Origin of the sequence: Brevundimonas denitrificans (assembly GCF_030160755.1) — a bacterium.
In the GTDB taxonomy this organism is placed as follows: Bacteria; Pseudomonadota; Alphaproteobacteria; order Caulobacterales; family Caulobacteraceae; genus Brevundimonas; species Brevundimonas denitrificans.
Genome location: NZ_BSOY01000039.1, coordinates 1 through 18,429, shown reverse-complemented (window position 1 = coordinate 18,429; position 18,429 = coordinate 1). Strand labels below are relative to the sequence as shown.

The following is an 18,429-nucleotide window of genomic DNA, read 5'->3' as shown; positions in this document are numbered from 1 at the left end:
TTCCAACACTTTTTTCTCACGCGCCCGTGAACCGTCTTCAAGCTGTGGAGTTATGGGGTTTCCACTCTGGAAGGATATCCTCAATGCGTAAGATCATCACCGCCGCCGCCGCCCTGTTCGCCGTCGCCGGCCTCGCTGCCTGCGAAAGCCCCGCCGACAAGGCCGCTGAAGTCCAGGCCGACGCTCTGGAAGAGCAGGCTGCCGCCGCTCCGACCGAGGCCGCCGAAACGGCCCTCAACGAGAAGGCCGACACCATCGAGCAACAGGCCGGCAACGCCGACGGCGGCGCCACCACCGCCAACACGCCGAACACCTCGCCGTCGGCCGCCAACCCCGGCCAGTAAGACGGTTCAACCGGGGCCTCATGAACCCCGGTTTGATCAGAACGGTCAGCCCCCGTCGCGCAAGCGGCGGGGGTTTTCCGTTTCGGTCAGGTCATCCAGGGGACGTCAGGCCTTCTTCGGCGGCCAGGGAATGAAGGCGCTGGTCCGGCGCACATAGTCGGCATAGCCGGGCCGGGTGCCGTGGATGGCCTTCTCCGTGATGCCGATCCCCGACCATTTCGTCAGGGTGAAGGTCAGGAACAGCGGCCCCGCGATCGCCCACAGCCCGGGCCCGGTCTCCGCCGCGATCAGATACAGGCCCCACCAGACGCAGGCATCGCCGAAATAGTTGGGATGCCGGGTCCAGCGCCACAGGCCCTTGTCCATCACCTGACCCTTGTTGGCCGGATCCCGTTTGAAGGCCGCCAGCTGGGCGTCGCCGATGCTCTCGAAGCCGATGCCGATCACCGCCAGAACGGCCCCGGCCCATCCGATCCAGCCCACCGCCGGCTCGATCGCCACCTGTCCCAGCTGCACCGGCAGGGAGGTCAGCCAGGCCAGCACCGCCTGCGGCAGGAACACCACCAGCAGCCCCGTCTTGCCGAACCCCCAGCCCCGGGTCTTCTCCATCCGCCCGAGAATCTCGAGATAGCGGCCGTCCGCCCCCTGCATCCGCCAACGCCGGTAGAGGTGCCAGCCCAGCCGCAGGGCCCAGACCCCGACCAGCCACAGCAGCAGCCATTTTCGCGTCGGGTCGCCTTCGGTGCGGGGAAACGTCGCCAGCGCCAGCAGCAGCATCGCCATCGGCCAGACGGCGTCGATGAAGCTGACGTCTTTCAGCCGGAGGGACAGGGTCCACAGTCCGACCATCACCACGACGATCAGGGCCAGGTTCAGGCCCAGAAGGGCGGCGATGTCGGTCAGGCTCATGGATCAGAAACGTCCCTGGAGATGCGCCGGATGCGGGGCCGTCAATCGACGCAGATCGTGGCCTCGGCCTTGCCGCCCTCGACCCTGGTGTAACAGCCGAAGCGGCTGCTGCTGGCCTGGCACTGGCCGACGGCGTTGGTCCCGGCGGCCGGGGCGTTGGCGACGTCCTCGACGCGACAGTCGCCCGCGCAGTCGTCCCCGTCCGTGCAGCGCCTTCCGGCGTCGGCATAGCTGATCACGCAGCGCACGGACTGCATCCGGCCCTGCGGCAGCATCTTGCCCCCGGCCCGCGCACAGGCCGCCGCGTCCTCGGTCCCGGCGACGGACTGCACCGCCGGCGCCGCCTCGGCGAGGTCGGTCTTGCCGGCGCTCGCCGGCATGGGCTGGCAGGCCGCCATCAGCACCGCCGCCGCCGCCATCAGAATGCGCTTCATGTCACTTGGCCCTTTTCGAAACCGGTCCAGACGTCATCGTAGTCCAGCTGCATCGTCGGACTGGTTTGCGCCCATTCCGTGGTCCGGATCGGCGCCCGCGTCTCGAACATGAAGGCCAGGGTGTTCTCGATCTTCACCGGCTTGAGCTCGGCGGCGATGGCCTTGTCATAGCTGGCCTGGTCGGGCCCGTGGCCGCTCATGCAGTTGTGCAGCGAGGCCCCGCCCGGCGCGAACCCGCCTTCCTTGGCGTCATATTCGCCGGTCACCAGCCCCATGAACTCGCTCATGACGTTGCGGTGGAACCACGGCGGACGGAAGGTGTCCTCGCCCACCATCCAGCGCGGCGGGAAGATTACGAAGTCGCAGTTGGCCGTGCCCGGCGTGTCGCTGGGCGAGGTCAGGACGGTGAAGATCGACGGGTCCGGATGGTCGAAACTGACCGTGCCGATCGTGTTGAACCGGGCGGTGTCGTATTTGTAGGGCGAATAGTTGCCGTGCCAGCCGACCACATCCAGCGGCGAGTGCGGGAAGGTCGTCGTCCACAGCCGCCCGCCGTATTTCTGCACGCACTCGGTCGGACGATCCACGTCCTCGAACGCCGCCACGGGCGTCTGGAAATCGCGAGGATTGGCCAGGCCGTTCGAACCGATCGGCCCCAGGTCCGGCAGGCGGAAGACCGCGCCGTAGTTTTCGCAGACATAGCCGCGGATCGGCCCGGAACACTCGACCCGGAACCGCACCCCGCGCGGAATGACCACGATCTCGCCCGGCTTCGCCTCGATCCGTCCCATCTCGGTGACGAAGGTCTGGTCGCCCGCCTGCGGCACGATCAGCAGCTCGCCGTCGGCGCAGTAGAAGACGCGGTCGACCATCGACCGGTTGGCCGCATACAGATGGATGCCGACGCCCGACAGAGCTTCCGCATCCCCGGTCCCGCCATAGGTGACCAGCCCCTCGACCCAGTCGGTCGGCGAGGTCGGCACCGGCAGCGGATCCCACCGCATCCGGTTCGGCGACGGCGGCGCATCATGGAACGGCCCCGACCGCACCAGCCCCTGGGCGAAGGGCCTGTAGGCCGGATGCTGGGCCGACGGCCGCAGCCGGTACAGCCACGACCGCCGGTTCTCGCTCCGCGGCGCCGTGAAGGCCGTCCCTGACAGCTGCTCCGCATAAAGCCCCATCGGCGCCCGCTGCGGCGAATTCCGGCCCTCCGGCAGGGCGCCGGGCACGGCCTCGGTCGCGAAATGATTGCCGAAGCCGCTCAGGTATTGAGGCGCGTTGGTTCGCGTCGTCATGGTCAGAGTCTCCCTGCCCCTCGATCTAGGACAGGCCGGACCGGTTGGCCACTCCGGCGTGAACCGGAGGCGATCAACGCCGTCAGAACCCCTGCGCCCGCGCCATCCGCTCCTGATGGAAGCCGGCGTCGCCGAGAAGTTCGTTCAGCACCCGCACCCGCTTCATGAACAGGCCGACGTCATACTCGTCCGTCATGCCGACGCCGCCGTGCATCTGCACCGCCTCCTGCACCGCCAGTTCGGCGACGCGGCCCGCCTTGGCCTTGGCCACCGAGACGATCAGCGCCGCGTTTTCCCGCCCGGCGTCCAGCGCCGTCAGCGCCCCCATCACCGCCGCCCGGGCGATCTCGATCTCGCTGAACAGATGGGCCGAGCGATGCTGCAGCGCCTGGAACTCGCCGATCAGCTTGCCGAACTGTTTGCGGGTCCGCAGATAGGCCATCGTCGTCTGGAAGGCCTGATCCCCCGCCCCGTTCAGCGACGCCGCCGCGCAGGCCCGGCCCAGGTTCAGCGCCCCTTCGAGCAAAGCCTCGCCGCCGTCCACCGAGCCGATCACGGCGTCTGCGTCGACCTCGACATCCGTCAGCGTCACCCGCGCCGCATTGTGCGCATCGACCATGACCGTGCGCTCGATCTCGACCCCGGCCGTCTTCGGATCGACGAGGAAGAGCGTCAGCCCGTTCTCCGTCTTGGCCGCCACGATCACCGCGTCGGCCACATGACCGTCCAGCACGAAGCCCTTGGCGCCGTTCAGCCGGAAGCCGTTGCCCGACCGCTCGGCGGTCGTCGCGATCCGCGCCGGCGCATGTTTGGCCCCCTCATCCACCGCCAGCGAGACGATCGCCTCGCCCGCCGCGATCCGGGGCAGCCAGGCCGCCTGCTGCTCGACTGAGCCGCCCTTCAGCACCGTCGCCGACAGCACCCCCGACCCGAGGAAGGGCGACGGCGTCAATGTCCGACCCAGCGCCTCGGCCATGACCCCGGCCTCGACCGCGCCGAGGCCCGAGCCGCCGTGTTCCTCCGGGATGATGATCCCCGCGAACCCCATCTCCCCGAACGCCCGCCACAGGTCGCGCGACACCCCGTCGGCGTCCCGGCTGTCGCGCAGCTTCCTCAGATGCGCGATCGGCGCGTGTTCGTTCAGGAAGCCGTCGGCGGCCTCCTTCAGCATGGTCTGCTCTTCGGTCAGGATCAGGGGCATGGGCTCAGGCTCCCGGCAGTTGCAGCAGGTGTTTGGCGATGATGTTCAACTGAACCTCGCTGGTCCCGCCCTCGATGGAATTGGCCTTGGTCCGCAGCCAGTCGCGCGCCGCCTTGCCGCCCCGCGACCGCTCGCCCTCCCACTCCAGCGCGTCCGACCCGCCCGCCGCCATCAGCAGCTCGTGCCGCCGCTTGTTCAGCTCCGACCCATAGTATTTCAGCATCGAGGCGATGGCCGGATGGGCCTGCCCCGCCTTCACCTGGTCGCCGGCCCGCTCCATGGCCAGGCGGAAGGCGGCGGCGTCCACTTCCATCTCGGCGATCCGTGCCCGGAGCATCGGCTCGTCCAGCCGCCCGTCGTCGTCCGTCCCGATCGATCCGGTGGCCACCTGGCCCAGCGGCCGCCCGCCGCCCAGCTCGCCCATGGCCCCGATCATCGTCCGCTCATGCGCCAGCAGATGTTTGGCCACGTCCCAGCCGCGGTTCAGCGTCCCGACCAGATTGGCCTTCTCGACCCGCACATCGTCGAAGAAGGTCTCGCAGAACGGGCTCTTGCCGCTGATCAGGGTGATCGGCCGCGTGCTCACGCCCTTCGTCGCCATGTCGAACAGGACGAACGAAATGCCCAGATGTTTGGGCGCCTCGGGATCGGTCCGCACCAGACAGAAGATCCAGTCGGCCTTGTCGGCATACGACGTCCAGACCTTCTGGCCGTTGACGATCCAGTGGTCTCCCCGATCCTCGGCCCGCGTCTGGATCGCCGCCAGATCGGACCCTGCGCCCGGCTCGGAATAGCCCTGGCACCAGCGGATCTCGCCGCGCACGATCTCGGGAAGGAAGCGCTGCTTCTGTTCCTCGGTGCCGAAGGCCAGCAGTGCCGGGCCCAGCATCCAGACCCCGAAACTGGCCAGCGGCGCCTGGGCGTCGATGCGGCGCATCTCCGAATTCAGCACCTTGGCCTGTTCGCGGCTCAGCCCGCCGCCGCCGTATTCGGTCGGCCATTCCGGGGCGGTCCAGCCCCTGGCGCCCATCCGGTCGAGCCAGACCTTGTGCGCCGGGGTCGGGAAGACGGCGTTGCGCCCGCCCCAGACCCGATCCTCGTCGCTCTCCACCGGCCCTCGGCACTCCGCCGGACAATTGGCCTCGAGCCAGGCGCGGGTCTCCGCGCGGAACGCATCAAGATCGGTCATGTCAGCCTCCTCGGCGGAGGTTAGCAGCGATTCACCGGTGACGTAGCGTCAGCGTTTCCCTCCCCCTCCGGGGGAGGGTGTCGGCGAAGCCGACGGGTGGGGAGGGCTCGGCAAGACCCCCACCGGCGTCTGTTTGGCCGAAGCGTCCCCACCCTGTCGTCGCGATGCGTCGACATCCCTCCCCCGGCGGGGGAGGGAGAACCAGCGCTACTGACCCCCCGGCAGGAACGGCGAAAACGTGATCACCGTGAACGTGTCCCTGATATTGGCCCGGGTCTGCACCGACTTCGTCACGAACGTCCCGATGTCCATCTCCTTCGGCAGCTGGAATTTGGCCAACAGATCGTACTGGCCCGAAGTCGAATAGACCTCCGAGACGTATTCGACATTGTCCACCATGTCGGCGGCCACATCGTTGGCGTGGCCCAGCTCGCATTTGATGAAGACGAAGATGGCGGTCATCATGGCGGCGGCTCCGGTTCGAGGTCGTAGGGCTTAGGTCTTAGGTCTTAGGGCCTGGATCGGTCGCGAGCCAGCCGCCACCGAGCCGAACTTGCCCAATTCCCAAGCCCCAAGCCCTAGGACCTGTCCCCTGGATCTCGAAGCCCAATACAACAACCGCGCCCTCGTGCCCGACCACCCCGCCGTCATGCAGCGCTGGCGCGAGACCGCCGAGGCCGCCCACGCCGCCCATCCACCGCTGGAGATCGCCTATGGCCGCGGTCCGCGCGAAGTGATGGACCTGTTCGAGGCCGCGCCCGGCGCCCCGGTCGCCGTCTTTCTGCATGGCGGCTACTGGCAGTCGCTGGACAAAAGCTGGTTCTCCGGCCTCGCCCCCGCCCTCCTGGCCCAGGGCGTCAGCCTCGCCATCCCTTCCTACGACCTCTGTCCCGCCGTCCGCCTCGGGACGATCCTGGGCCAGGTCCGCGCCGCGGTGGAACACATCCGCGGACGCACCGGCGCCCGGCCGGTCGTCTTCGGCCACTCGGCCGGCGGCCATATGGCGGCCTGTATGCTGTCCGAGGGCCGCGCCTCGGCCGCCATGGCCATCAGCGGCGTCTTCGACCTCGCGCCCCTGATCGGGACCTCGCTCAACACGGCCCTCGATCTCGACGCGCGCGAGGCCGCCGCCCTGTCGCCGATCCACTGGCCCGTCCCTAACGGCTCCACCCCCGGCGGCACGGTGCTGGACTGCATCGTCGGCGCCGACGAAAGCTCCGAGTTCCTGCGCCAGTCCCGCATGATGGCCGACCACTGGGCCGCCCATGGCGTCGAGACCCGCTACGAGGCGCTGCCCGGCCTGAACCACTTCACCGTGCTGGATCCCCTCTTCGATGAGGACAGTGCGACGACGCGGCGCATCGTTGCCTTGAGCCGGGCCGCTAAAGCGGCTTGAATGCGCCCGCGTACCCAAATTGGGGCGCCCTCTCCCGCCCCTCAGTTCAGTATTCCGATGCTTCGCATATTCCGCAAACTGCTCCGCCAGCTCCGTTGCCGCCGTCATCGCTGGCGTCCGGACCGCCGTGTCGACGGGCGCGAATTCTGCGACCTCTGCGGGGCCAGGCGACAGGCGGCCTGAGCCTCCGCGCCGGGTTTCGAAACACAAAGTTCCACGCCCTCCCGCACCGGCGCTTTCCCGGAACGCGGCGGGTGGGATAAGCATGGCGGGCTGCCGGGGCGACCGGCGGAGGAAATCAGACCATGCGCCACGACCGCCTCGCCGTCCTGACCGCCCTGGAATCCCAGGGCGTGGCCCCGGTCTTCTACCATCCTGATCCGCAGGTCTGCCTCGAGGTCATCCGCGCCTGCGCCCGCGGAGGAGCGCCCGTCGTCGAGTTCACCAACCGCGGCGACTTCGCCTGCGACCTGTTCGGCGACATCGCGCGCGAACTTCAGCAGACCGACCCCGAAGTCATCCTCGGCATCGGCTCGGTGGTCGATGCGGGCACGGCGTCGCTCTATCTCAACCGGGGCGCCCGGTTCGTGGTCAGCCCCTGCCTGATCCCCGACGTCGCCCGCGTCTGCAACCGGCGCATGACCGCGTATTTCCCCGGCTGCGGCTCGGTCACCGAGATCGGTCTGGCCCATGAACTGGGCTGCGACATCGTCAAACTGTTCCCGGGCGCCAGCGTCGGCGGCCCGGACTTCGTCAAGGCCGTGCTCGGCCCCATGCCGTGGACCAGGATCATGCCGACGGGCGGGGTCGACCCCGATGAGGCCAGTATCGCCAAATGGTTCGGCGCCGGCATCGTCGCCGCCGGCATGGGCTCGAAACTGGTCACCGACGCCGCCGTCAAGGCCGGCGACTGGGCGGGCATCGAGACGAACGTGCGGAAGACGGTCGAGGCTGTCGCGGCGTTCCGCGCGAAGAAGTGATTAGTGGCTAGTGGCCAGTGCCCAGCGTAGCGCAGCTGCTGGGCCGGCGACCCTGCTCTGCAAACCGCCCCGGTCACTCGCCACTGGCCACTAACCACTGGCCACTCCCTACAATCCCAGCGTCGGACTGTTCAGGTCCAGGTCCGCCGCCGGGATCACCACCACATCCGGGTGCGCGGCCCGCAGGGCGTCGATGAACTCCGACGCCTGCCCGACCACCACCACCCAGGCCTGATCGGCGCTGACGCGTCGCGCGGCCTCGGTCAGGCTTTCCGGCGTCGTCGCCGCGACCCGGTCCGGATAGGTCTCGATCTCCGACAGGGGCAAGCCAAACACCACCGCGTCAGCCAGGACGCCGCCCAGACCCCCGGTGGTCTCCAGCGCCCGCGAGAAGCCGCCGGTGATGAAGGTCTCGCGATTGGTGACCTCGGCGTCGGCCACCGGCTCCGCCGCCAGCCGGTCGAACTCGGCCAGCACCAGGCCGACGACCTCCGCCGCGCTCTCGTTCTTGGTCTGGGTCGCGGCGGTCAACAGGCCGCCATCGATGCGGGCCCCGACCGAGGAATTGGCGCCGTACGACAGACCCCGCTTGGCGCGGATCTCCTGAAACAGCCGCCCGTTCTGACCCGAACCCATCACCGCATTGGCGACCAGCAGCGGATAGTAGCCTGCGTCTGACCGGCGCGGTCCGCGCACAGCCGCCGTGACCGCCGCCTGACCGGCCCCCGGCAGATCGACCACCACGATGCGCGGCGCCGGCGCCGTCCCGGCCCGGTCGCCGACGGTCGGCGCCGGCTCCGACGGCCGCTCCCAGCCGCCCAATGTCCGTTCGGCGAAGGCGAAGGCCTGATCCGGCTCCATCCCGCCGGTGATGATCAGGGCGGCGTTGTCCGGCCGCCACCAGCGATCATGGAAGCCGGCGATCTGGTCGCGCGTCATGGCCGCCACTGAATCCGGCGTCCCCGTCGACGGCGCGCCATAGGGCGCCGCCCCGAAGGCCAGCCGGTTCAGCACCAGCGACGCCAGCGGCCCGGGCTGGCGCAGATTGACCCGCAGGGCGTTGACCGCCTGGGTCCGGCTGCGCGCCACCTCTTCTTCCGCGAAGGTCGGGCGTTGCACGACGTCTGCGAACACCGCCCCCGCCGCCTCGGCCGAGGCCGTCGGCGCCGACAGGAACAGGGTGGTCGAATCCGCCCCGGCTCCGCCGCCGATACTGGCGCCCAGCGCCTCCAGGGTCCGCGCGATCTCGGGCGCCGAGCGGTCGCCGGCGCCCTGGCTGGCGAGGCCGGCCGTCATCGCCGCCAGTCCCGGCCGATCCGCGGGATCCCCCGCGGCCCCGCCGGCCATGACCAGCTGGACATTCATGATCGGCAGGGCGGTCGATTTCGCCACGATCACCCGCAGTCCGTTCGACAGGGTCCGCTCCACGATCTGCGGCGTCGCCATGGCCCGGGCCTCGCCCAGCGCCGGCGGCGCCATACGCTGGTCCTCGGGCAGCAGCTCATTGGCCGCCAGCACCGCCGGCGGCACGGTCAGGAAGGTCGGGACCGGCGCCGGATTGCGCCAGCTGTCCTCCGGCACATCCGCCGGCCGCGCGCTCTCATCCTGGTACCGGACCGAGACCCGCGCCTGGTCGTTCAGATAGGTCCGGGCCACGCGCTGCACGTCGGCCGCCGTGACCGCCTGGATCGCGGCCAGCCGCTCATCGGCCGCGCGGGGGTTGTTCTCCGAGACGATCGACTGGCCGAGGATGAAGGCCCTGCCCGACGCGGTCTCGCGCTGGCGCAGTTCCCCGGCCACGATCTCGGTCCGGGCCTCGGCCAGCTCCCCCGCCGTCACCGGCTCGTCGCGGATCCGCGCCAGTTCGGCGTCCAGCGCCGCCTCGACGTCCGCAATCGCCTTGCCCTGGGCCACGACGGCGGTGACGGAGATGACGCCGTCCTCCTCCATCGCATTGACGCCGAAGCTGGCGTTCGAGGCCAGTTGCGAGCGATAGACCAGCGACTGGTACAGGCGCGAGCTCTCGCCGCGCGACATGATGGCCTGCAACACGTCCAGCGCCGCATTGTCCGGATGATCGGCCGCCACGCCGGGATAGATGACGCCCACCGCCGGCAAGGGCACGTTCGGGGCATAGGCCTCGACCCGGCGCGGCGCCGTGCGCGGCGTCTCGACCGGGCGCTCGAACACCGGCACCGGACGATCCGGGTTCGGAATTTCAGCGAAATACTGATCGACCCAGCGGTCCAGCTGCGCCGGATCGAAATTGCCCGAGACGATCATCGTCGCCGTGGCGGGTCGGTAGTAGGCCTCGTGGAAGGCGCGGGCGTCCTCGATCTGCGCCGAATCCAGCTCCTCGATGGAGCCGATCACGCTGCGGCGATAGATGCTCTCGTCGAAGCTGTTGTCGCCGATCACGAACCGCTGGAGGCGGCCATAGGGCGGCGCATAGACCCGCTGGCGCAGCTCTTCCTTGACGATGGATCGTTCCGCGTCGAACACCGCCTGGTCGACCACCGGACGCGCCATCCGCTCGGCGTGGGTCCAGAGCATGGTCTCGAGGTACTGCGGCGGCACCGTCTCATAATAGTTGGTGAAGTCCTGGCCGGTGGAGGCGTTGCGCAAACCGCCGGCGTTCTCGACCATCGTCGAGATGCCGCCGTAAGGGATGTTGACCGTCTTGCGGCTCAGGATGTGCTCGAACAGGTGGGCGAAGCCGCTGCGGCCCTGCGGGTCGTCCTTGCCGCCGACATCGTACCAGAGCGTCACCGTCACCGTGCCCGCCGTGGCGTCCGGCATGGCGTAGACGTCCAGCCCGTTGGCCAGTTCGCGATGGGTGAACGCCAGCGGCGGCACGGAGATCGGCGCGGGCGTCTGGGCCAGGGCGGGCCCGAAGGCCATCGGGGAGAGGGCCAGCAGCGAGGCCCCCAGAAGCGCGGCGGTGCGGGTCATGTCGGCGGTCCCCAGTCGATCAGGTCTGAACAGGTCCGCGACCCTATCAGCGACCCGCCGCGGCCCTAGTTACGACCCTGTAATGATCGCCCAAGCGAAATCGCAGATTTCGCTCAGGCATCATGAGAGAGCCTGAGTCACAGCATCGGCGGAATCGCGAAGCGATTCCCCCTCAACTGATCAGGCTCTCGACCTCGTCCCGCGTCGGCATTGAGGGCTGCGCCCCCGGCCGGGTGGCGGCGATCGCTCCCGCGGCGCAGGCGAACCTCAAGGCCGCCTCCGGCTCCATCCCTTCCAGCAGGGCGACGCAGATCGCCCCGACGAAACAGTCTCCCGCGCCGGTCGCATCGACCGCCTTCACCTTCGGCGGCGTAGCACGGGCGATCTCGGCGCCGCGCTGGTACATGACCGCGCCCCGGGCCCCCAGCGTCACCACCACCCGGCCGCCGCCCTGGTGCAGCAGGTCGCCATAGAATTCCGCCTCGGTCTCATTGACCACCAGCAGGTCGGCCCGGCGCAGCAGCTGGTCCGACACCGCCGCGGCCGGGGCCAGGTTGACGCAGACGAACTCCGTCGCCCGCCCCGCCGCCGCCTCGACCGTCTCGATCGGCAGCTCCAGCTGCAGGATCAGCGGCGTCTCGATCCGTGCGGGCAGCTGTTCCGGCATGGCGCTGTGATTGGCGCCGGCCGCCACCACGATCTGGTTCTCGCCCTCGGGATCGACCGCGATCAGGGCCACGCCGGTCGGCGCCGTGGCGTCGGTGACGACCCCGCCGACATCGACGTCGTCGGCCAGCAGCAGGGTCATCGCCTCCTCGGCCATGCCGTCGCGCCCGACCCGGCCGATCATGCAGACCTCGGCCCCCAGCCGCTGCGCCGCCAGCGCCTGGTTGGCGCCCTTGCCGCCCGGATGCCGCGCCAGGGTCGCCCCGGTCACCGTCTCGCCGGCGCGCGGCAGCCGCGGCGCGGTGGCGACGAAATCCAGATTGATCGAACCGACGACGGTGATCCTCAAGCCAGTCTCTCCGAAGTCAGAACAGGCGTGAGACGCCCTGGCCCCCGTCGGGGTCGGCCGCCGGCGCCCCGCCCGGTCCGATGGCGTAGGTCTGGGCCCGGCTGCGTCCGCCGATCACCGCCACGGGCGCCACGATCTCCGGCGACAGCCGCATCACCGCCACGGAAGAGCCGCTCGGGCAGAAGGCGCTGGCCTCGGGATAGCGTTCGTACACCATCTGGTTCAGCCGCTCGACCTCGGCCGGTTCCGTGACCTCGACCGCGCGGCCGGCCAGCGACACGCCCACCGTATCGGCGTCCGCGCCTTCCGGCCGGATGGCGACCGAGACCCGCGGATCGGCCTGGATGTTGCGGAATTTCTGGCTGTCGCGGGCGATGACGAAATAGAGCTTCAGCCCGTCGTTGACGTAGCCGATCGTCGTCACCTGCGGCCAGCCGTCGGGCCGGTTCACGCCCAGGGCCATCAGCCGGGCGGATCCCAGAAGCTCCGCCACGGCCGCGACCGCGCCGCCGTGAATGGGTATGGTCTCGTTCGCCGCCGTCATCGCTGGCCTCCTCGCGCTCGCGCTCCGCAGACAGCGAACGGCGCGACCGGACAAAGGCTGTATAGCCCCCGCCCCGGCCGCGCCGCCAGCCGAACAGACGTCGGAACGCCTAGAATTTGCGGCCGAAGCCGACCGACACGACCCAGGGGTCGAGGTTCACATCGCTGGTCAGGGCGCCGCCGTTGATCGTCGCCTCCGTATTGAACCAGACCTTCTTGACGTCGAGGTTGAGGGTCCACGGCCCGGTCACGGCCACGTCCGCCCCGGCCTGGAGGGCGTAGCCGAAGCCGTCCTCCAGATCGACGGTGAAACCGTTCTGGTCCTGGCCTTCGAAGAACAGCATGTAGTTCAGACCGGCCCCGACATAGGGACTGACCCGCGCCTCGGGCATGGGGCGGTATTGCAGGGTCACCACCGGCGGCAGCACCCAGGTCTCGTGCACGGCCACATCGGTCGCGCCGCCCTGGGCCCGGATCTGGTGCTGGGTCGCGCCGAGGATGGCCTCGACCGAGATATTGTCGGTCAGGAAATAGGTGAAGCCGAGCGTCGGCATGATGTCGTGGCCGACATCGACGTTCAGGCCGGTGTCCGCGCCGGCGGCGGTGAAGATGGAATCATCGGCGCTGCTCGATACGTCGGTGACCCGACCCGTGACGATCCAGTCGCCCTGTCGCGCGACCTGCCAGTCGGTGGCGGTCTGGGCCATGGCGCCGCTCGCAACGCCGGTCGCCAGCGTCATCACCGCCACGGCGGCCGCCAGCCTCATGTTCCGTTTCATCTTCGTCTTCCACGACGCGATCCGGACGCGACATGCGGCCGGTGCGGGCGTCGGGGCGGTCTTGATCCCGGCCCCCGACGGCGGCCTTGCGTCAGCGCAAACCTTGGCCGTACCGGCGTGCGTCAGTTTGTCCGGGTCAGCGGACGGCGGCGGCGATCAGGGCGAAGACGCCGTCCGCATCGGCCGACGTCGCCCACCGATGCGGCAGGGCCCCCGCCACGCCCTCCCGGAACTCCACCGCCGTATGACCGCGCGTCAGCTCGCTGCCCGTCTCCACGGCGATCCGGCACGGCTTCAGCCCGAACAGGCCTGGCTTCAACAGCCAGGCCACAGGACAGGGGTCATGCACCGGCGGCGCGTCCCAGCCCACGATCTTGCGTTCGACCCGCTGGGAGAACCGCATCATCGACGCCGCCGCGTCCGCCATCGGCGTGCCCACCGCCTCCAGCGCCGCGATCCGCGCCTCGGTCGCCCGCACCTGATGCGTCGCGTCGAGGCCGAACAGCACCACGTCGCAGCCGGTCGCCAGCACCTCGGCGGCCGCCTCGGGATCGGCCCAGATGTTGAACTCGGCCGAGGCGGTGATATTGCCGCCCTCCGCCCGCGCCCCGCCCATGATCGCGACCGGCCCCAGCCGTTCGGCCAGCGCCGGTTCCTTGCGCAGCGCCAGCGCCAGATTGGTCAACGGCCCCAGTACAGCCAGCGCCACGGACTTCGCCGGCCGCGCCATGACCAGATCGATGATCGCATCCGCCGCATGGCCCTCCGCGCACGGCGCATGCGGCTCGAACGGCGTCAGGTCGCCCAGCCCCTCGGCGCCGTGAAACTCCCCCGCCCCCGCCGGCTCGCGCCGCAGCGGCCGGTCCGCCCCCATGAACACCGGCACGTCCTCACGCCCGGCGATCTGGCGCAGGATGCGCGCGTTCCGCGCCGTCTTCACCACCGGCACATTGCCGCCCACGGCCGTGATCGCCAGCAGTTCGAACGCCTCCGAGCCGAAGGCGAGCAGCAGCGCCACGGCGTCGTCCACGCCGGGATCGCAGTCGATGATGAGGGCTTGTCGGGTCACCCGACATCACTGCCGCGCGTCGGGCCGCACCGCAAGCGGCCCGTCAGTCCGCCCCGGCGGGCGCATGCGCGGTCAGCTGGATCTCCACGATTCCGCCCGTGCCCAGCAGTCCGGTCGTTCCGACCGCCGTCCAGGCCGGTCGCGGCCCCTGGGCGAACTCCCGCCAGACCCGGGCGATGATCTCGATCTGCTCCATCCGGGAGCCGGTGAAGTCCGGCCCCTCCCAGACGTGGAAACTGTTGACGAGGGCCACGTCATCCATGGTCGCCCCCGCCGCTTCCAGCGTCCGGTTCAGCCCGGTCAGCGTGCGCCGCACCTGCGCTTCGAAAGCGGCGGCGTCGCTGCCCTCGCCCTCGCCCCGGAACACGATGCCCCCCGACACATACAGCGTATCGCCCGCCCGCCGCGCCGGGGCGTAGCCGACCTGGTCATGGGCGTACTGCCCGCCTCGCGATGGAATGATGACCTCGCCGCCAGGGCTGGGCAGCCGCAGCGGGAACGTCGGCGCCGTCTGGGCCATTGCGGACGACTGGATGAGGACGGACAAAACAAGGGCGGCGGACAGGCGCATGCGTCAGCTCCTTCTGGACGACCCTTCGTGACCGCGAGGCGGCCGAAGCTCAACTTAAGCTTTGGTCACGCGAACGGGCGTCACTTGCACCGCGCCACGCACGCCGCCGCCAATACTTCGGCCGAATCCACCAGCGGCACGGACACGTCCTCCGCCGACAGCAGCAGCGGCACCTCGGTGCAGCCGGCGATCACCGCCTCGGCGCCCGCCGCGACCAGCAGGGCGGCCAGACGGCGCATCTCGGCGCGCGGGCCCTCGCCGACATCGCCGCGTTTCACCGCATAGACACAGGCCATGAAACCTTCGCGCGCGGCCCCGCTCAGGCGCACGATCTTGGCGCCCTTGGTCTGCAGCGAGCGGGTGTACAGGGCCTCGCCGCCCGGCGTGGCCAGCACGCCGATCTTCTTCGCCCCGCCCGCGGTCGCGACCTCGGTGGTTTCGGCGATCATGTCGATGAAGGGCAGGCCGGCCTTCTTCACCCCCGCCGCCTGGGCGTGGGCGGTGTTGCACGGCATGGCCAGGATCTGGGCCCCGGCGTCGCGCAGCCGCATCGCCATCTGCCCCAGGGTCTTTTCGGCGGCGTCGGGCGCGCGGTTGCGGTCCGGCACCTGCGGATTGATGTCGGCGATGATGCGGATGTGGTCCTGATCGCCCTCAGCCGGCGTCAGCGCCTGCACCCGCGCCAGGAAGGCCACGGTCGCGGCGGGACCCATGCCGCCCAGAACGCCCAATACCTTGCCCATCGTATCCTTCAATTCCTCGCCGCCTCTACGGGCGGACGGTCTGCCGCCCTTATGCGCGGAAACGAGGGGGAAAGGCCATGCCGACCGTGGCAATGGCCGCGACGGCCGCAGAACTGATCGACGCCGCGTCAGGTTCGCCTGGAGCTGAAGTAGGCGCAAGATTTCTGCGTTCAAGAATTGCGGCCGGCCGAAATATGCGCAGTCTCTGAAGCCCGCTGAAGAAGGGCCATCAATCCATGAACGCATCGCCCACCCCGTTCGCCCAGGCCTTCTTCCACGGGTCGAAGGCTGACCTGAAAGCCGGCGATCTCATCGGCGCCGGCTTTGCCTCCAACTATGGTGCGCGGAAGTCAGCCGTATTCGCCTACATGGCCGCGACCCTGGACGCCGCCGTCTGGGGGGCGGAACTGGCGGCGGGGGACGGACCCGGACGGATTTACGTCGTCGAGCCGACCGGGCCGTTCGAAGACGATCCCAACCTGACGGACCAGAAATTCCCCGGCAATCCCACGCAATCCTGGCGCACCCGAGATCCCCTCAGGATCATCGGAGAGGTCATCAACTGGGAGGGGCATCCGCCCGCGCAGATCGCGGCAATGATGGATCATCTGGCGCATCTCGACCGGCTGGGCGTCGAGGCGATCGAGGACTGATCCGGCGAATGTTCGGACGGTTCGAGGGCGCCGCAGCCGGACGGCGCCCGTCTCACTCCACCCGGCAGAAGCAGTACAGGGGAGCGGGTTCATTCGAACGCCAGAGGGGCTACAGCGCCGCCTCGATCTCGCCCTGGTAGCCGAACAGACCCTGCGCCCCGCCCGTGTGCAGGAACACCACCGTCTCGTTCTCGAACCGGCCCGCCTTCGCCAGGGCGATCAGCCCCTTCATCGCCTTGCCGGTATAGACCGGGTCCAACACGATCGCGTCCGTCCGCGCCGCCAGTTTCAGCGCCTCGATGACGGCGTCGTCGACCAGCCCGTAGCCCTCGCCGACATAGTCGCAGTCGGCCACGACCATGCCCGCCGTCACCGCCTCGGGCCGCCCCAGCAGGGACGCCGTCTCGCGGGCCAGCTTCAGCACATTCTCTTCCTGCTTCTCCTTCGGCGCCCGCACCCCGATGCCCAGCACCGGAATATCCGCCCCCATCACCGCCAGTCCGGCGACCAGACCAGCATGGGTCCCGGCGCTGCCCGTGGCGGTGATGATCCGGTCGATCTGCATATCCAGCTCATCGGCCTGGACCACGATCTCGCGGGCGCAGTCGACATAGCCCAGCGCCCCGACCGGGTTCGAGCCGCCGCCGGGAATGATGTAGGGCTTGCCGCCGCGCGCCCGCACCTCGGCCGCCGTCTTCTCCAGTTCGGCGGGCATGTCCGACCCGCCCGCCACCGTGCGGATGCCCGCCCCGAACAGGCGGTCCATCAGCACATTGCCGTTGCGGGTGTAGTCGACGGCCTTCGACCCGGTCCGCTCTTCCAGAATGACCTCGCAGGCCAGGCCGTGCGCCGCCGCCGCCGCCGCCGTCTGGCGCACATGGTTCGACTGCACCGCTCCCTGGGTCACCAGCGTATCCGCCCCGCATTCGAAGGCGTCGCCGAGCAGGAATTCCAGCTTGCGGGTCTTGTTGCCCCCGCCGGCCAGCCCCGTGCAGTCGTCCCGCTTGATCCAGATCTCGACCCCCAGCGCCTCGCTCAGCCGCGGCAACGGCTCCAGCGGCGTCGGCAGATGGGCCAGGCGGATGCGGGGGAAGCGGGCGAGATGCATGGGCGGGATTCCTGATGTCCTCCGTCCCTAGACCCGATCCCCCCGCTTGCGAAGTCTCAGACCGCCGCCCGTGCGCCCTGATCCAGCGCCTGCTGCAGCGCCTCGACCAGCTGCGCCGCCGGTGTGGACATCACCGCATCCAGCACCGGCGCCAGCTCCGGGGTGATCCGCGCGCTGGCCATGGCCCAGCGGCCAAAGGCGCGCGCGGTGATCGGCGCGCGCTCAAGGATGACGATATTCCTGTGCCTCGGGTCGCCTTCCAGCCGGCGCAGCAGATTATCGAGCGCCGGCGCTGAGCCTTCGATCACCTGGATATAGCGATCGTCGTGCGCGGCCAGCGCCCCGGTCAGTTCGTCCCGATCATTGTTTCTCTGCGATTCCGCGAGGATGACCGCCAGATTGGTGATCGAGCCGGTCGTTCCCGTGGCGGTGCTTTCGTAGACCAGGCGTTCCAGACGCAAACCCATCGTGTCCCTTGAGAGTGTCTGTCCTGAATGTCGGTCGCCGCCCGAGGTTGCATCTCCCCGGGGTGACGTCGTTGACGTCCCGCGTTTTCCGGCTTCGCGTCGCAGTCTCAATTTTCAGTCTGGACGGGGAACCGATTTCGCCAATCGCCGTTAACCGGTCGGACCTTGCGGCGATGCGCGCTCGACAGAGTCTACCGCGGCCCGGACCTGCCAACGCCCCCCCGACGCAGGCCGGGCCGCACCTTTCCTCTCCATTCCGTCCGCTCCGCTTGCCGACTCACGTCGCGCGGCCCGATGCTGCGCACATGGCCGAATCGCCCGCCAGTCCCGCTGTCCGTCTGCGCAGCCGCCCCGCCACCGAGGCCCTCATCATCGAGGCCGGCGAACGCATCCTGCTGCGCGACGGCTTTCCCGGCCTCAATGTCCAGACCCTGGCCGCCGAGGCGGGCTGCGACCGCAAGCTGGTCTATCGCTATTTCGACGGGACCGACGGCGTGGTCGCCCGCATCGCCGCCCGCGCCCATGCCGAACTGGTGCGCAGCCTCGACGCCACCCCCGCGGCCGGTTCCGAGTCCCTGCGCGCCTTCGCCCGCGAAAGCCTGTCGGCCTGGCTCGGCGCCCTGCGCGCCAGCCCCCTGACCCTGCGCCTCATGGCCTGGGCCCTGGTCGAGGCCTCGCCCCTGCTCAACCGGATCGAGGGCGAACGGTCCGCCGTGCTCCAGGCCTGGATGCGCGAGCGCCGCCCCCGGCTGCGCCTGCCGCCCTCAGGCGACGCCGTGGC

At 69.7% G+C, this 18,429-nt stretch carries 20 protein-coding genes; 5 read left to right on the top strand and 15 right to left on the bottom strand.

Translation table 11 applies throughout. The features are described from left to right. Positions 1–83: 83 nt before the first annotated feature. Complete coding sequence (locus tag QQJ79_RS09570; protein WP_284222700.1) at positions 84–344, top strand: hypothetical protein; 261 nt, start codon at positions 84–86, stop codon at positions 342–344. 105 nt (positions 345–449) lie between these two features. Here QQJ79_RS09570 and QQJ79_RS09565 read toward each other — a convergent pair whose 3' ends face one another. From QQJ79_RS09565 to QQJ79_RS09540, 6 genes are all read right to left on the bottom strand, one after another. Beyond that, entirely contained in the window at positions 450–1,253 is an 804-nt protein-coding gene (locus QQJ79_RS09565) for a DUF1295 domain-containing protein (RefSeq protein WP_284222699.1), read from the bottom strand. Between the two features lie 41 nt (positions 1,254–1,294). Next, positions 1,295–1,687: a hypothetical protein gene (locus QQJ79_RS09560; RefSeq protein WP_284222698.1), complete on the bottom strand. Its 393-nt coding sequence runs from the start codon at positions 1,685–1,687 to the stop codon at positions 1,295–1,297. After that, positions 1,684–2,982: a homogentisate 1,2-dioxygenase gene (hmgA, locus tag QQJ79_RS09555; RefSeq protein ID WP_284222697.1), complete on the bottom strand. Its 1,299-nt coding sequence runs from the start codon at positions 2,980–2,982 to the stop codon at positions 1,684–1,686. Before hmgA ends, QQJ79_RS09560 begins: the two co-directional genes overlap by 4 nt. An 82-nt stretch (positions 2,983–3,064) precedes the next feature. After that, a complete protein-coding gene (locus QQJ79_RS09550) occupies positions 3,065–4,183 on the bottom strand; it encodes an acyl-CoA dehydrogenase family protein (protein WP_284222696.1) in 1,119 nt (372 codons plus the stop codon). Positions 4,184–4,187: 4 nt separating this feature from the next. Beyond that, on the bottom strand, positions 4,188–5,372 hold the full coding sequence (locus tag QQJ79_RS09545) for an acyl-CoA dehydrogenase family protein (RefSeq protein ID WP_284222695.1): 1,185 nt from the start codon (positions 5,370–5,372) through the stop codon (positions 4,188–4,190). Between the two features lie 207 nt (positions 5,373–5,579). Continuing rightward, positions 5,580–5,837 carry an Lrp/AsnC family transcriptional regulator gene (locus QQJ79_RS09540; protein WP_284222694.1) on the bottom strand — a complete coding sequence of 86 codons (258 nt, stop codon included), beginning with the start codon at positions 5,835–5,837 and terminating at the stop codon, positions 5,580–5,582. 163 nt (positions 5,838–6,000) lie between these two features. On the opposite strand from QQJ79_RS09540, the gene QQJ79_RS09535 reads away from it, so the two are divergent. Both QQJ79_RS09535 and QQJ79_RS09530 read left to right on the top strand, forming a co-directional pair. Beyond that, a complete protein-coding gene (locus tag QQJ79_RS09535; RefSeq protein ID WP_284222693.1) occupies positions 6,001–6,768 on the top strand; it encodes an alpha/beta hydrolase in 768 nt (255 codons plus the stop codon). A gap of 305 nt (positions 6,769–7,073) precedes the next feature. Then, positions 7,074–7,748, top strand: a complete 675-nt coding sequence (locus QQJ79_RS09530) for a bifunctional 4-hydroxy-2-oxoglutarate aldolase/2-dehydro-3-deoxy-phosphogluconate aldolase (RefSeq protein WP_284222692.1) — start codon at positions 7,074–7,076, stop codon at positions 7,746–7,748. Between the two features lie 108 nt (positions 7,749–7,856). Here QQJ79_RS09530 and QQJ79_RS09525 read toward each other — a convergent pair whose 3' ends face one another. From QQJ79_RS09525 to cuyB, 7 genes are all read right to left on the bottom strand, one after another. Beyond that, on the bottom strand, positions 7,857–10,700 hold the full coding sequence (locus tag QQJ79_RS09525) for a M16 family metallopeptidase (RefSeq protein WP_284222691.1): 2,844 nt from the start codon (positions 10,698–10,700) through the stop codon (positions 7,857–7,859). 172 nt (positions 10,701–10,872) lie between these two features. Then, the gene (locus QQJ79_RS09520; protein ID WP_284222690.1) at positions 10,873–11,715 is read right to left on the bottom strand and encodes a ribokinase; all 843 of its coding nucleotides are present in this window, start codon (positions 11,713–11,715) and stop codon (positions 10,873–10,875) included. 16 nt (positions 11,716–11,731) lie between these two features. Next, a complete protein-coding gene (locus QQJ79_RS09515; RefSeq protein WP_284222689.1) occupies positions 11,732–12,259 on the bottom strand; it encodes a pyridoxamine 5'-phosphate oxidase family protein in 528 nt (175 codons plus the stop codon). A gap of 109 nt (positions 12,260–12,368) precedes the next feature. Next, positions 12,369–13,037, bottom strand: coding sequence for an OmpW/AlkL family protein (locus QQJ79_RS09510; RefSeq protein WP_284222688.1), 669 nt, complete (start codon positions 13,035–13,037; stop codon positions 12,369–12,371). Between the two features lie 136 nt (positions 13,038–13,173). Further along, positions 13,174–14,106, bottom strand: coding sequence for a nucleoside hydrolase (locus tag QQJ79_RS09505; protein WP_284222687.1), 933 nt, complete (start codon positions 14,104–14,106; stop codon positions 13,174–13,176). A 43-nt stretch (positions 14,107–14,149) separates the two neighbouring features. After that, entirely contained in the window at positions 14,150–14,677 is a 528-nt protein-coding gene (locus tag QQJ79_RS09500; protein WP_284222686.1) for a Rid family hydrolase, read from the bottom strand. Positions 14,678–14,757: 80 nt separating this feature from the next. Further along, positions 14,758–15,420, bottom strand: a complete 663-nt coding sequence (gene cuyB, locus QQJ79_RS09495) for a cysteate racemase (RefSeq protein WP_284222685.1) — start codon at positions 15,418–15,420, stop codon at positions 14,758–14,760. Between the two features lie 236 nt (positions 15,421–15,656). On the opposite strand from cuyB, the gene arr reads away from it, so the two are divergent. Continuing rightward, complete coding sequence (gene arr, locus QQJ79_RS09490; RefSeq protein WP_284222684.1) at positions 15,657–16,073, top strand: NAD(+)--rifampin ADP-ribosyltransferase; 417 nt, start codon at positions 15,657–15,659, stop codon at positions 16,071–16,073. Between the two features lie 109 nt (positions 16,074–16,182). Here arr and cuyA read toward each other — a convergent pair whose 3' ends face one another. Beyond that, positions 16,183–17,181, bottom strand: a complete 999-nt coding sequence (gene cuyA, locus QQJ79_RS09485) for a D-cysteate sulfo-lyase (protein ID WP_284222683.1) — start codon at positions 17,179–17,181, stop codon at positions 16,183–16,185. A gap of 56 nt (positions 17,182–17,237) precedes the next feature. After that, complete coding sequence (locus tag QQJ79_RS09480) at positions 17,238–17,648, bottom strand: BLUF domain-containing protein (RefSeq protein WP_284222682.1); 411 nt, start codon at positions 17,646–17,648, stop codon at positions 17,238–17,240. 305 nt (positions 17,649–17,953) lie between these two features. Between QQJ79_RS09480 and QQJ79_RS09475 the strand changes: the two genes are divergently transcribed. After that, the coding region (locus tag QQJ79_RS09475; protein WP_284222681.1) for a TetR/AcrR family transcriptional regulator at positions 17,954–18,429 on the top strand (476 nt) is incomplete at its 3' end.

Excerpts from the sequence above, each read along its gene's own strand:
- QQJ79_RS09545 (WP_284222695.1), bottom strand. The coding sequence starts at position 5,372 with ATGACCGATCTTGATGCGTTCCGCGCGGAGACCCGCGCCTGGCTCGAG.
- QQJ79_RS09570 (WP_284222700.1), top strand. The coding sequence starts at position 84 with ATGCGTAAGATCATCACCGCCGCCGCCGCCCTGTTCGCCGTCGCCGGC.
- hmgA (WP_284222697.1), bottom strand. The coding sequence starts at position 2,982 with ATGACGACGCGAACCAACGCGCCTCAATACCTGAGCGGCTTCGGCAAT.
- QQJ79_RS09540 (WP_284222694.1), bottom strand. The coding sequence starts at position 5,837 with ATGATGACCGCCATCTTCGTCTTCATCAAATGCGAGCTGGGCCACGCC.
- cuyA (WP_284222683.1), bottom strand. The coding sequence starts at position 17,181 with ATGCATCTCGCCCGCTTCCCCCGCATCCGCCTGGCCCATCTGCCGACG.
- QQJ79_RS09480 (WP_284222682.1), bottom strand. The coding sequence starts at position 17,648 with ATGGGTTTGCGTCTGGAACGCCTGGTCTACGAAAGCACCGCCACGGGA.
- QQJ79_RS09550 (WP_284222696.1), bottom strand. The coding sequence starts at position 4,183 with ATGCCCCTGATCCTGACCGAAGAGCAGACCATGCTGAAGGAGGCCGCC.
- QQJ79_RS09530 (WP_284222692.1), top strand. The coding sequence starts at position 7,074 with ATGCGCCACGACCGCCTCGCCGTCCTGACCGCCCTGGAATCCCAGGGC.
- QQJ79_RS09515 (WP_284222689.1), bottom strand. The coding sequence starts at position 12,259 with ATGACGGCGGCGAACGAGACCATACCCATTCACGGCGGCGCGGTCGCG.
- QQJ79_RS09525 (WP_284222691.1), bottom strand. The coding sequence starts at position 10,700 with ATGACCCGCACCGCCGCGCTTCTGGGGGCCTCGCTGCTGGCCCTCTCC.
- QQJ79_RS09510 (WP_284222688.1), bottom strand. The coding sequence starts at position 13,037 with ATGAAACGGAACATGAGGCTGGCGGCCGCCGTGGCGGTGATGACGCTG.
- cuyB (WP_284222685.1), bottom strand. The coding sequence starts at position 15,420 with ATGGGCAAGGTATTGGGCGTTCTGGGCGGCATGGGTCCCGCCGCGACC.
- QQJ79_RS09500 (WP_284222686.1), bottom strand. The coding sequence starts at position 14,677 with ATGCGCCTGTCCGCCGCCCTTGTTTTGTCCGTCCTCATCCAGTCGTCC.
- arr (WP_284222684.1), top strand. The coding sequence starts at position 15,657 with ATGAACGCATCGCCCACCCCGTTCGCCCAGGCCTTCTTCCACGGGTCG.
- QQJ79_RS09565 (WP_284222699.1), bottom strand. The coding sequence starts at position 1,253 with ATGAGCCTGACCGACATCGCCGCCCTTCTGGGCCTGAACCTGGCCCTG.
- QQJ79_RS09560 (WP_284222698.1), bottom strand. The coding sequence starts at position 1,687 with ATGAAGCGCATTCTGATGGCGGCGGCGGCGGTGCTGATGGCGGCCTGC.